The organism is Wukongibacter baidiensis, from assembly GCF_050888315.1.
GTDB classification, from domain to species: Bacteria; Bacillota; Clostridia; order Peptostreptococcales; family Caminicellaceae; genus Wukongibacter; species Wukongibacter baidiensis.
In genome coordinates, this window is the sequence record NZ_CP138202.1 from 4,204,536 (window position 1) to 4,217,189 (window position 12,654).

A 12,654-nucleotide genomic window follows, 5' to 3' on the forward strand; every position below is an offset into this window, starting at 1 on the left:
TTATATACATAGGAAATTATAAATAAATATAATTTTCGTTATGTGTGAAGAACTACATAGGCAAAGTCTATCTTCGAGACTTTGTTTTATTATGAAAAACTGGTAATGGGTATCAACTGACAGCTATAACTTATTACTTGCTGAAAAAAAGGGAGGACGAAAGAAGATGTATGGACCAAATCACCATGGATGGATAGAAGTTGTAGTAGGACCTATGTATAGTGGGAAGAGTGAGGAGCTTATCAGAAGACTCCGAAGGGCTCAGATAGCAAAACAGAAGGTAGTAGTTTTTAAGCATACTATAGATGACAGATATTGCAAGCAAAATGTTGTTTCTCATAATGGTTCTAAGATCAATGCCATACATATATCAAACCCAGAAATGATTTATGATTACATAGATGAAAATACTGAGGTAGTTGGAGTGGATGAAGTACAGTTTTTTGATAACGCAGTTGTTGATATAATAAAGGACTTAGCGAATAAGGGAATGAGAGTAATAGCAGCTGGACTAGATATGGACTTTCGTGGAGAGCCATTTGGTCCTACGCCAGGTTTGATGGCTATTGCGGAGTTTGTAGATAAACTAAGTGCAATATGTATAGAATGTGGACATCCAGCCCATAGAACACAAAGGCTTATAAATGGAAGCCCTGCAAAGTACTCCAATCCAATAGTTCTAGTAGGAGCTACTGAAAGTTATGAGGCGAGATGTAGACTACATCATGAGGTGCCTGTGGATTAATAATGTAGATATGCTATAATATAAGAAGATTTACGCTCATTAAATATAGAAAGTCTAGTCAAAACTTTAATTTATACACATCAAAAATCCCCAAAAACATAGGATATTTTATATGTATAAATTAAGATTTTCATGGAACTCTCTATAATAAGTCTAGCATCTGGTAATTATAAACTAGTATATAACTAGTGATTTGAAAGTTGGTGAAACAATGAAACCAAAAAGTGTCGGTGGGCAAGCTTTGATTGAAGGCGTAATGATGAAGGGTCCCGATAAGATTGCTATGGCAGTAAGAAAATCCGATGGCGAAATAGTGGTGAAGAAAGAGCCGGTGGGGAAGATAGAAAAATCTGCCTTCTATAAAATTCCTATTCTGAGGGGAATCATAGCCTTTATAAGTTCAATGATAATAGGTGTTAGAGCTATAACTTACTCTGCTGAGGTTTTTGAAGATATAGACTCCGATGAGGAAAAGAGTAAATTTGAAAAATGGCTTGAGGAAAAATTTGGGGACAAGTCAGATGATATAATAACCTATTTGTCAGTTGCCTTTGCCCTTGCTATGTCCATAGTGATATTTATGTTCATACCCACTTTTTTAATTAATTTCCTTAAGAATATATTTACAAATCAAGTAGTACTCAGTGGATTTGAAGGTATTTTGAAAATTTTAATGTTTATTGGATATATTATACTTATATCCAGAATAAAGGAGATAAAGAGAGTTTTTCAGTATCATGGTGCAGAGCATAAGGTTATATATTGTTATGAGAGTGGAAAACCTCTTACTGTTGAGAATGCAAGAGAGTTTACTACCCTTCATCCAAGATGCGGTACAAGTTTTCTTCTTATCGTGATGGTTTTAAGTATATCCGTATTTTCATTTTTAAGCTGGAACAGCCCGATACAAAGAGTGGCGATGAAGCTTGTGTTATTGCCTCTGATAGCTGGCGTTTCCTATGAGCTTATAAAGATAGCTGGAAAGAGCAAGTCAAAGCTTGTATGTGCTATAAGCTATCCAGGGCTTATGCTTCAGAAATTAACTACAAATGAACCCGATGATAAACAATTAGAGGTTGCTATTGTAGCTCTTGAGAATATACTTGAAGAAGATGAGGACACAGATGTATGATAACCATTCATAAGGTTTTAAAGGAAGCTGAAGGAAGGTTGAAGGACAAGGTTAGTACGCCATTATTAGATGCTCAAGTTATGCTATGTCATATTTTAGATGTTGATAGATTGCACCTAATAGTAAATAGAGATAAAGTATTAACTACAGAAGAGGCTTATGAATATAATGAACTGATTGAGAAAAGGCTCGATGGAGTTCCGGTTCAATATATAATCGGGAATCAAGAATTCATGGGACTCAAGTTCTATGTTGAAGAAGGCGTGCTGATACCAAGACCAGATACTGAGATTCTAATTGAAAAAGTTATTGAAGATATAGATCAAGGTAATAATTATAATATAGTGGATATCGGTACAGGAAGTGGAGCAATAACCGTTAGCTTGGCAAAGTTTATTGAAAAGACTCATGTCTTTTCAGTAGACATATCGGAAAAGGCCATAAAGATAGCTATGAAAAATGCTGAGACTAATGGAGTTACATCTAAGATTAGTTTTTTAAATGGCAGTTTATTTAGCCCCTTGGATAGTATAGGTATTAAGGGTGAGATAGATATCTTGGTCTCTAATCCACCGTATATTCCTTCTAAAGAAATTGAAGGACTTCAAGTGGAAGTATCAAAATATGAACCGAGAATTGCCCTTGATGGGGGCGAAGATGGACTTGATTTTTATAGAGAAATAGTAGATAAGGCTCCTGAGTATGTACGCAGGGGTGGATTAATAGCCTTAGAGGTTGGGCATGATCAAGCAAGAACGGTTGCCAGGCTGATGGAGGAGAAAGATAGCTATGTAGACATAGAAATAACAAAGGATTTGGCTGGAATTGAAAGAGTGGTAAGCGGAAAAATAAAAGGTTGAAAGTATGAGGTACAGGTAAAAACTTGTAGCTTTTAACTAGAATCATGGGGTGATATTATGTTTGAAAAGTTAAATTTTATAGAAGAAAAATTTGAAGATCTTAGCCATAAGATAGCTGATCCTGAAGTAATTAGTGATCAACCTACATGGCAAAAATTTATTAAGGAACATGCTTCTATAAAGCCGATTGTAGATAAGTATACTGAGTATAAGACAGTTAAATCAGGAATCCAAGAAGCCAAGGAAATCCTAAAGGAAAGTAAAGACGATGAGCTTAGAGAAATGGCGAAGATGGAGCTTGAAGATCTAGAAGATAGAGTAGAGCCATTGGAGCAGGAGCTGAAGATCCTTCTTATACCAAAGGATCCAAATGACGAGAAGAATGTTATTGTTGAGATAAGAGCTGGAGCTGGAGGAGACGAAGCGGGATTATTTGCTGCTGAGTTACTGAGATTATACACAAGATACGCTGAAAAAAATAATTGGAAAACTGAAATGATGAGTAGTAATGAGACCGGTGTAGGTGGAATCAAAGAAGTAATCTTTATGTTAAAGGGTAAAGGTGCTTACTCAAAGCTGAAGTATGAAAGTGGTGTTCACAGGGTACAAAGAATACCATCTACTGAATCCGGTGGAAGAATCCATACATCTACGGCTACCGTTGCAGTTTTACCAGAAGTAGACGACGTAGAAATAGAAATTAATCAAAATGATTTAAGAATAGACGTGTTTAGATCATCGGGTAATGGAGGACAGAGTGTTAATACTACAGATTCTGCTGTAAGGATTACCCATCTTCCTACTAATACCGTTGTATCATGTCAGGATGAAAAATCTCAGCTTAAGAATAAAGAAAAGGCAATGAAGGTCTTAAAGGCAAGACTTTATGATGCTTTAATGGCTGAACAGAATGCTGAGATAGCTGAAGAAAGAAAGAGTCAGGTAGGTTCTGGAGAGAGAAGTGAAAAGATTAGAACCTATAACTATCCTCAAAGTCGTATTACTGATCATAGAATTGGTCTTACGCTATATAAACTTAGTCAGTTTTTAGAGGGTGACATTGATGAAGTAATAGATGCATTAATAACTACTGATCAAGCAGAAAAACTAAAAAAATTAAGCTAATAGACAAAGAACAGCGTATATTCGCTGTTCTTTTATAATTTTTGACGAATAGCGTCAGAAAGCAACGGTATACTATTATAAATTAGGCAAAAAGAATACTTTAAGTTTTTGTAAAAAACTCATTGCAAAATGCATTTAAGAGGAGTATACTAAGGAAATGAACTTTAGAGCAATGCTACTTTAAGTGTTAATTGCTTTTAACTTTTAACGTAGCATGACTATGGAGAAAAGAAGGTGTAAAGATGCTTTTTAGCAGTTTTAAATCTACGTGACTACCCCATTTGATTGACTTGTAAATAAATTAATTAATTAGAAAGGAGTCTTTTAGGTGGAGTCAAAATTAGCGTTTTTACTTGATATAGGTGTGATACTTTTAGCGGCCAACATAGGCGGGATTATAAGTAAAAAACTTAAACAACCTGCAGTACTCGGACAAATATTAGCAGGACTTATTTTAGGTATGGGAATCTTAGAAAAAACTGAAACAATTAGTCATCTTGCAGAAATTGGTGTAGTTTTTCTGATGTTTATTGCTGGACTTGAGACCGATGTAAATGAGCTAAAGGCTTCAGGAAAATCCTCATCGTTAATAGCCCTAGGAGGAGTAATAACACCATTTGCTTTTGTTGCTGGAGGTATATACCTTGTTACTAATAATTTTTTAGCTAGCATCTTTATGGGCGTAATAGCTACTGCGACGAGTGTTAGTATATCTGTACAAACCTTGAGAGAAATAGGAAAGATGAGAAGTAGACAAGGGATAGGTATATTAGGAGCTGCTATCATAGATGATGTGGTAGGTATAATTCTTTTAACATTAATTATTGGAGTTGTTAAGCCAGGAGAAAATAATAATGTTTTACTCGTTGTAGGTAAGATAGGGATATTCTTTGTTATAACTTTTATTGTTGGATTTATACTTATTAAGATAATGTCAAAAATTTCTACTAAGGTTAATATAGAAGACAAAATTGTAACCTTTGCTATTGTATTTTGCTTTATCCTTGCATACGTATCGGAAGAGTTAGGTGTGGCAGCTATAACTGGTGCATACTTTGCCGGAGTAGTTTTTTCAATGACTACCCATAGACATAAGCTGTCCCATGAGGTGCATAAGATTTCGTCTGTTATCTTTACACCGATTTTCTTCGTCGCAATAGGACTTGGTGTTGACCTGAAATCTGCCGTAAGTGCCCTTGGTATCGGGTTAATACTTGTTGTGCTAGGTGCACTTGGAAAGGTCGTTGGTTGTGGATTTGGTGCTAAGATATCTGGTTTTAACGGAAAGCAAGCTTTACAAATAGGTATTGGTATGGTTCCAAGAGCCGAAGTTGCAATAATCATAGCAAACCTAGGTGTGGCTATAAATGCAATTAGTCATCAGCAATTAGCTGCGGTTATAATGATGGTACTTATAACTACTCTAGTAACGCCATCGATGCTTAAGTGGTCCTTTGCCAGGGAAGAGGAGCAAAGCGCTTAGAGATGCTTTGTTAGCTTGAGTCTCTAAGAACTTTCATGGTACTTTGGAGTTTAATCTTGTGAACTATAGTTAAATAAAATATTGATTAGAAGCGATAGTGTAAAACTATCGCTTTTTGTTTTTGAAAACTAAGATAATGACTAGAAAATTCTAAGCATAGAACTACAAAAGCTTCGTAAGACGCTTTTTCTCATACAACCCCCACATCCTACATATAAATTAGATAGTACTAATAAAGACAAGGGATGGGGATATTAATGAGTAATATAATGTATATAACGTTGATAGGTTTTGCTGTAGGAGTTATGGGGACGGGAATAGGTGGAATGTTAGCACTGGGTCTCGGAAAGCCGGGAAAAAGAATTCTAAGTCTCATTTTAGGCTTTTCAGCAGGGATAATGCTTGCTATTGTTTGTTTTGATCTTTTACCAGAGGCATTTGAGCGGGCCAGTTTTGTAACTGGATTAATAGGTGTAATTATGGGTGTGCTAATGATTATCCTCATAGATGAAATGATTCACAGTCATGGACACAATAATGCCGCCCACGGTAAGGGTTTTGTAAAGATGGGCCTTTTGATTGGCCTCGGAGTTGCGTTGCATAATTTTCCAGAAGGTCTTGCTATAGGTTCTGGCTTTATGGCCACAAGGGAACTTGGCATTGGAATATCTATTGTTATTGCACTACATAATATACCAGAGGGCATATCTATGGCTGCACCAATGAGAATAGGTGGAATATCTAAGCTGAAGGTCGTTCTATATACATTAGTAGTAGGTCTTCCGATGGGAATGGGAGCCCTTATAGGAGCTTATTTAGGAGAGATTTCTCAGAACTTTATTGCGTTTTGCTTAGCCTTTGCAGGGGGAACAATGCTATATATAACCTGCGGAGAGCTTATACCAAGTTCGAATAAATTGTATAAAGGGAGAACTTCTAGTATTGGATTTGTTTTAGGATTTATTATTGGATTGATGATGACAAAGTAGGAAGCTATATTACTAATTATAGAAATTATAATAAATCTTTTTGGTAATTAGTCCTTAACCTTACGTGTATTTTTTTGTATAATAAATAGGATAATTACGATGGTAAATGTAAAGGATTGATAACGTATGATAAAAACTATGATAGTAGATATCGACAAAGAGAATATAGATATTGATAAGTTGAGCTATGGTGCTGAAATATTAAGAGGTGGAGGAACTGTTATTTTCCCAACTGAAACAGTTTATGGTTTAGGGGCCAATGCTTTAGATGAAGATGCGGTTAAGAAGATATTTAAGGCTAAGGGAAGACCCTCGGATAATCCGCTGATATTACATATAGCTAAATATGAGGATTTAAAACAGCTTGTTTTAGAGATTCCTCAAAATGCTGAAAGGATAATTAATGAGTTTTGGCCAGGACCATTAACTCTTATCTTTAATAAGTCCTCTATAGTGCCTACGATCGCCACTGGTGGACTAGATACCGTTGCTATTAGAATGCCTGCCCACCCTATTGCTAAGAGCCTTATAGAACTAGCTGAGGTGCCTGTGGCTGCGCCAAGTGCTAATCTGTCAGGTAAACCAAGTCCTACTAAGGAAAAGCACGTAAAGAGTGATATGATGGGTAGGGTGGATGCTATAATCTGTGGCGGTGATGCAGCTGTAGGTGTAGAATCAACTGTATTGGATATTACTTCCGATGTACCAATGATATTACGTCCTGGTGGTGTAACGAAGGAAGATCTTGAAAGGGTTATTGGAAGGGTTGATGTTGATCCAGCCATAGAGGGAACGCAAAAGAAACATCTTATACCAAAATCACCTGGGATGAAGTATACACATTATTCACCAAATGCAGATGTGATTTTATTGAGCGGAGATTTGGACAATATAGTTAAGAATATAGAGGAAATAAGAAGGGAAAAGGAAGAGAAGGGTTATAGGGTTGGAATAATGGCCACCGATGAAACAAAGCATAAATATGAAGGTGGCATAGTAATATCCCTTGGTAGCAGAGACAACCTTGAAACTGTTGCTTCTAATCTCTTTAAGGTCTTAAGAGAGTTTGATGAGAGGAACGTAGATGTCATATTGGGAGAGACCTTTGTGGAAAAAGGTATTGGACAAGCGATAATGAATAGATTAATTAAGGCTGCAGGATACAATATAATTAAGGTATAGTAGTGTGGTGAAAAAGCCTTGTAAGGAGGGACGAAATGAAGACTATTTTGTTTGTATGTACAGGTAATACTTGTAGAAGTAGTATGGCAGAGGCTATATTTAGGGAGCTAGTTAAGGATATAGAGGGATATAAAGATATAAAGATACTGTCGGCAGGAACTTGGGCTGCTGAGGGGCAGAAAGCTTCGAGGAATGCTATAGAAGCTTTGAAGGATAAAGGTATTGACCTGAGCCTTCACATGTCTAAGCCCTTGACCAAAGATATGGTGGAAGAGGCTGATTTGATATTAACTATGACAGAAAATCATAAAATACAAATTTTAAATGCGTTACCCCATAGTAGAGAGAAGGTACACACCTTAAAGGAATTTGCCCATGGTAAAGCCGAAAATATTAATATATCTGATCCATATGGACAAAATATTGAGGTATATAGAGCATGTGCAGATGAAATAACTATAGCTTTGAAGAAGGTTATAACAGATAAATTTCTCAATAAATAAATATATCTCGGATTATTTATGAAGAATCTAAGATATGAAAAAAATTTAATAAAAAAAATAGAGGATTATTGAAAGAGATATAGAACTAATAATAGGTTTGTGCTTAATTGATGGGTGCAATCTAGAAAATTTAGGAAAACAAATTTTCTTTTGTGAAAATAAGATATAAAAAATCTGAAAGATTTATTTAGAACTCATAACTTACAGAGGAGGTACTTAGATTGAAAATAGCTATAGGCAGTGATCATGGCGGGTATAATCTTAAGGATGCCATAATAAAGCATCTTGAGGAAAAAGGTATTGCATATGAGGATTTTGGAACTGATGGAAGTGAATCCGTAGATTATCCTGAGTTTGGGATGAAGGTTGCTGAAGCAGTTAAATCCGAGGAGTTTGACAGGGGAATAGTGTGCTGTGGTACTGGTATAGGTATATCAATATCTGCTAATAAAGTACCGGGCATAAGATGTGCTGTTGTGACAGACACTTTTTCAGCAGAAATGTCTAGAGCACACAATAATGCAAATGTTTTAGCCCTAGGTGAAAGGGTTATTGGACAGGGCTTGGCGCTAAAGATTGTCGATGTATGGCTTGAAACAGAATTTGAAGGTGGAAGACACGCAAGAAGAGTTGGAAAGATTGGTGACATTGAAGTTAAATATTCTAAGTAATAACTAAAACTTGAAAGGGGATGTTAGTGTGAAGAAGGTATTTGTTATGAATCATCCGTTGTTACAGCACAAGTTGACATTAATCAGAGACAAAAACACAGGAACGAAAGAGTTTAAGGAATTGGTTAAAGAGGTTTCTATGCTAATGGCATATGAGGTAACAAGAGAGTTACCACTTGAAGAAGTTGAAATCGAAACTCCTGTTTGTAAGACAAAGACAAAGGTTATTGCTGGTAGAAAATTAGCCATTGTTCCGATTTTAAGAGCAGGACTTGGAATGGTAGATGGATTTTTAAGCTTATTACCTGCTGCTAAGGTTGGTCATGTTGGACTTTATAGAGATCCTGAGACTTTAGAACCAGTTGAGTACTATTGTAAGCTTCCAACGGACGTACATGAAAGAGAACTTATAATTGTTGATCCAATGCTAGCTACAGGTGGATCTGCAAAGGCGGCTATAAGATTCCTTAAGGATAGAGGCGCATCCAACATTAAGCTAGTATGTTTAATAGCTGCACCGGAGGGAATCGAAGCTGTTCATAATGAACATCCAGATGTTGATTTATATGCAGCAGCAGTTGATGAGTGCTTAAACGACCATGCATATATAGTTCCTGGTCTAGGAGATGCTGGAGATAGATTATTTGGAACTAAGTAGATTGAATAAAATTTGGTTAGATTTTTCTTGAAAAAATGACCTTGAAAAATCCACACTTTTGTGTGGATTTTTTTGCTAGAAAAAGGTACAAAATCCCATGTACTATTTAGAAATAATTTGAAGGAGATGTGAATAAAATGTAGAAGGTATTAGTAGGATTTATATTTATGGAATTTTACCAATAACCGATTGGAGGAAATAATATGCGCCCAGATTGGGATGACTATTTTATGGAGATGGCCGAAGTAGTAAAGAACAGATCTACTTGTCTAAGAAGAAAGGTAGGTGCTATTATTGTTAAGGATAAAAGAATACTTGCTACGGGATATAATGGAGCGCCATCTAATACACCTCACTGTCTAGATATAGGATGCTATAGACAAGAAATGAATATTCCCTCAGGTGAAAGAGCTGAGCTGTGTAGAGGAACCCATGCGGAACAAAATGCCATGATTCAGGCCGCATATCATGGAGTAAGTATAAAGGGCTCCGTGATGTATGTAACTCTTCAGCCATGTGTTTTGTGCGCAAAGATGGCAATTAATGCGGGTATAACGAAAATATATTTTAAAGGAAACTATCCTGATAAGCTTTCATTACAAATGCTTGAAGAAGCCGGAGTTGATCTCGTAAGGTACGATTAAAAAAATGTTACAAATGAAAAATTTTATTTACATTAAAAGGAATTTGGTATAAAATTAGTTGGTGGGATAGCTTGTATCTTTTCAAAGAGATATAGCTAAAATCCTTAATCTCAGTCTTGATTTTAACTTATATAGTAGTGACCCAGAGAGACATTAGGGAGTGTGAAATATGACTAAGTTTTTTTTACCTGCAATCCTTGGGGCTTTAATAAGCTTTTTAGCAACTCCTGTAGTTAAGAAGTTAGCCTATAAAGTAGGTGCTATAGATGTTCCAAAGGATGATAGAAGGGTACATAAGAATCCGATTCCAAGGCTTGGCGGTTTGGCCATATTCTTGGGTTTCATAATAAGTGTATTTATGTTTTTAGAGATAGATAGGTACATATTAGGAATGTTAATAGGTGGATCATTAATAGCTATAATGGGAATTGTAGACGATATAAAGCCCTTACCAGCTAAGGTCAAATTGTTAGTACAGATAATTGCGGCATGTATACTTATTAAATTCGGAATGAAGATAGAATATGTTACTAACTTCTTCAACATAGACGGAACGGATTTTCTTAGTAAAGGTACAATTGCATTTGGTATTTTAAGTATACCTATAACTATATTCTGGGTTGTAGGAATCACAAATACTGTTAACTTAATCGACGGTTTAGATGGATTAGCGGCGGGAATATCAGCCATTGCAGCTTTGACCCTTGCCTATGTAGCATATGCCAACCCACATCTTTACAATAGTGAACAAACGGTTATGATGACATTGGCATTGGCAGGTAGTTGTGTAGGATTCTTGCCATATAACTTTAATCCTGCTAAGATCTTCATGGGCGATACAGGATCTCTATTTTTAGGATTTATGTTAGCTGCCATATCTATAAATGGATTTATCAAGGGTGCTACAGCTTTGGCCATGGTTGTGCCTGTATTGGCTTTAGGACTTCCTATATTTGATACTACATTTGCAATTTTGAGAAGAGCCCGTAATGGAAGACCTATTATGGAAGCCGATAAAGGTCACCTACACCATAGACTTCTGTCGATAGGACTTGGCCAAAAAAGAGCAGTTTTAGTGCTTTATGCAATAAGCTTTTTATTGGGAAGTAGTGCTGTATTCTTATTAAAGCAAAAATATGTTGACAGCGCTATTATGCTAGTAATAACTGCAGCTATTGTAGCTGTTCCTATTAATCAAACATGGATTGAAAAACAAAAAACTTCAAATAATAAAGAGTAGAAGCTTAAGAACTGATAATTTTTAGTTGTTAAGCAGGACTTTCTTAAGAGTAATTGAGAATAATAGAAGGGGCTGTCTCATAAAGGAATTTTATGGGTACAGCCCCTGGGTGTTTCAGAATGTATTTAAGGAGGATAAAAGGCTATGACCAATAGTAATGATTTAAAAATCTTATCAATATTTGGAACTCGACCAGAAGCTATTAAGATGGCTCCTGTGGTGAAGAAGCTTGAAGAGGCCGAAGGTATACAATCCATCGTTTGTGTTACGGCACAGCATAGGGAAATGCTTGATCAAGTTCTAAGCTTATTTAAGATATCCCCTGATTATGACCTAAACATAATGAAGCCCGGTCAAACTCTAAATGAAATAACCTGTAGAGCATTAAAGGGTCTTCAGGATGTTATCAAAGAAACACAGCCCCATATGATATTAGTTCATGGAGATACGACAACCACCTTTGTTGGTGCTTTAGCTGCATTCTATGAAAAGGTAAATGTAGGACATGTTGAGGCAGGACTTAGAAGTGGGAATATGTATTCGCCATATCCAGAAGAAATGAACAGGAGCCTTACAGGGAAACTGACAAATATTCACTTTGCTCCAACTAAGGGAAACGAATCGAATCTTCTTTCCGAGGGAGTGGACAAAGATAAGATCGTAATAACTGGCAATACGGTTATTGATGCCTTAATTAAGGTGGTAAATGATGATTATAGGTTTGATATAGATATTTTAAATGAAATTGACTATGTAAATAAGAAGGTTATTCTTCTTACTTCCCATCGAAGAGAGAACCTAGGGAAACCAATGGAAAATATTTTTTCAGCTGTTAAAGAAATAGTCGCTAAGAATGATGATGTAGAAGTAATCTTTCCTATTCATCTGAACCCAAAGGTTAGGGAAATAGCTTTTAATATACTAGGAGATACTGATAGGGTACACATCATAGAGCCACTAGAGTATGAACCATTTGCTAATCTAATGAATAGAGTACATATAATTTTAACGGATTCAGGAGGCATTCAAGAAGAAGCCCCTGCCCTTGGAAAACCAGTTTTAGTTTTAAGAACTGAAACGGAAAGACCAGAAGCTTCATGGGCTGGAACTGTGAAGATTGCAGGTATAGAAAAGGAAGATATATTTAAGCTTACCGATGAGCTGATAAATAATGAAGACGAATACGAAAGAATGGCAAATGCTGTGAACCCATATGGAGATGGAAAAGCAAGTGAGAGAATAGTTAAGGCTATAAGAGAATATTTTAACAATGTTTAAGAAAATAAGGTTAAATTTATAGTGAAATATACTCAAAAAAATAAAAAGCAACTGTGAAATAATTTGAAAAAAGTGAAATTTAAATAGTTTGAAAATTTTGAACAAAAAGAAAAGAGAGATTTATTCAAAATATGTAAAGGGGGA

13 protein-coding genes are annotated in these 12,654 nt (G+C 35.8%); all 13 read left to right on the forward strand.

All coding sequences use genetic code 11. The annotated features are described in order from the left end of the window. Positions 1 to 166: 166 nt before the first annotated feature. The 13 genes from R9X47_RS18895 to wecB all read left to right on the forward strand — a co-directional run bounded on the left by R9X47_RS18895 (position 167) and on the right by wecB (position 12,510). Positions 167 to 745: a thymidine kinase gene (locus R9X47_RS18895; protein ID WP_432662582.1), complete on the forward strand. Its 579-nt coding sequence runs from the start codon at positions 167 to 169 to the stop codon at positions 743 to 745. 211 nt (positions 746 to 956) lie between these two features. Then, positions 957 to 1,877, forward strand: coding sequence for a DUF1385 domain-containing protein (locus tag R9X47_RS18900; protein WP_432662583.1), 921 nt, complete (start codon positions 957 to 959; stop codon positions 1,875 to 1,877). Next, on the forward strand, positions 1,874 to 2,737 hold the full coding sequence (prmC, locus tag R9X47_RS18905; protein WP_432662584.1) for a peptide chain release factor N(5)-glutamine methyltransferase: 864 nt from the start codon (positions 1,874 to 1,876) through the stop codon (positions 2,735 to 2,737). Before R9X47_RS18900 ends, prmC begins: the two co-directional genes overlap by 4 nt. Before the next feature lie 54 nt (positions 2,738 to 2,791). After that, on the forward strand, positions 2,792 to 3,862 hold the full coding sequence (gene prfA / locus R9X47_RS18910) for a peptide chain release factor 1 (RefSeq protein WP_432667659.1): 1,071 nt from the start codon (positions 2,792 to 2,794) through the stop codon (positions 3,860 to 3,862). A gap of 328 nt (positions 3,863 to 4,190) precedes the next feature. After that, positions 4,191 to 5,345 (forward strand): cation:proton antiporter, encoded by a 1,155-nt coding sequence (locus R9X47_RS18915; protein WP_432662585.1) that lies wholly within the window; start codon positions 4,191 to 4,193, stop codon positions 5,343 to 5,345. Positions 5,346 to 5,602: 257 nt separating this feature from the next. Further along, positions 5,603 to 6,334, forward strand: a complete 732-nt coding sequence (locus R9X47_RS18920; protein WP_432662586.1) for a ZIP family metal transporter — start codon at positions 5,603 to 5,605, stop codon at positions 6,332 to 6,334. A 129-nt stretch (positions 6,335 to 6,463) separates the two neighbouring features. Beyond that, the gene (locus tag R9X47_RS18925) at positions 6,464 to 7,516 is read left to right on the forward strand and encodes an L-threonylcarbamoyladenylate synthase (RefSeq protein WP_432667660.1); all 1,053 of its coding nucleotides are present in this window, start codon (positions 6,464 to 6,466) and stop codon (positions 7,514 to 7,516) included. 35 nt (positions 7,517 to 7,551) lie between these two features. Beyond that, positions 7,552 to 8,019 carry a low molecular weight protein arginine phosphatase gene (locus R9X47_RS18930; protein ID WP_432662587.1) on the forward strand — a complete coding sequence of 156 codons (468 nt, stop codon included), beginning with the start codon at positions 7,552 to 7,554 and terminating at the stop codon, positions 8,017 to 8,019. A 221-nt stretch (positions 8,020 to 8,240) separates the two neighbouring features. Then, complete coding sequence (rpiB, locus tag R9X47_RS18935) at positions 8,241 to 8,690, forward strand: ribose 5-phosphate isomerase B (protein WP_432662588.1); 450 nt, start codon at positions 8,241 to 8,243, stop codon at positions 8,688 to 8,690. Positions 8,691 to 8,736: 46 nt separating this feature from the next. Further along, complete coding sequence (gene upp, locus R9X47_RS18940) at positions 8,737 to 9,348, forward strand: uracil phosphoribosyltransferase (RefSeq protein ID WP_432667661.1); 612 nt, start codon at positions 8,737 to 8,739, stop codon at positions 9,346 to 9,348. 203 nt (positions 9,349 to 9,551) lie between these two features. Further along, entirely contained in the window at positions 9,552 to 9,992 is a 441-nt protein-coding gene (locus R9X47_RS18945) for a deoxycytidylate deaminase (protein ID WP_432662589.1), read from the forward strand. A 169-nt stretch (positions 9,993 to 10,161) separates the two neighbouring features. Continuing rightward, the gene (locus tag R9X47_RS18950) at positions 10,162 to 11,232 is read left to right on the forward strand and encodes an MraY family glycosyltransferase (RefSeq protein ID WP_432662590.1); all 1,071 of its coding nucleotides are present in this window, start codon (positions 10,162 to 10,164) and stop codon (positions 11,230 to 11,232) included. 144 nt (positions 11,233 to 11,376) lie between these two features. After that, positions 11,377 to 12,510, forward strand: coding sequence for a non-hydrolyzing UDP-N-acetylglucosamine 2-epimerase (wecB, locus tag R9X47_RS18955; RefSeq protein ID WP_432662591.1), 1,134 nt, complete (start codon positions 11,377 to 11,379; stop codon positions 12,508 to 12,510). Positions 12,511 to 12,654: the final 144 nt, after the last annotated feature.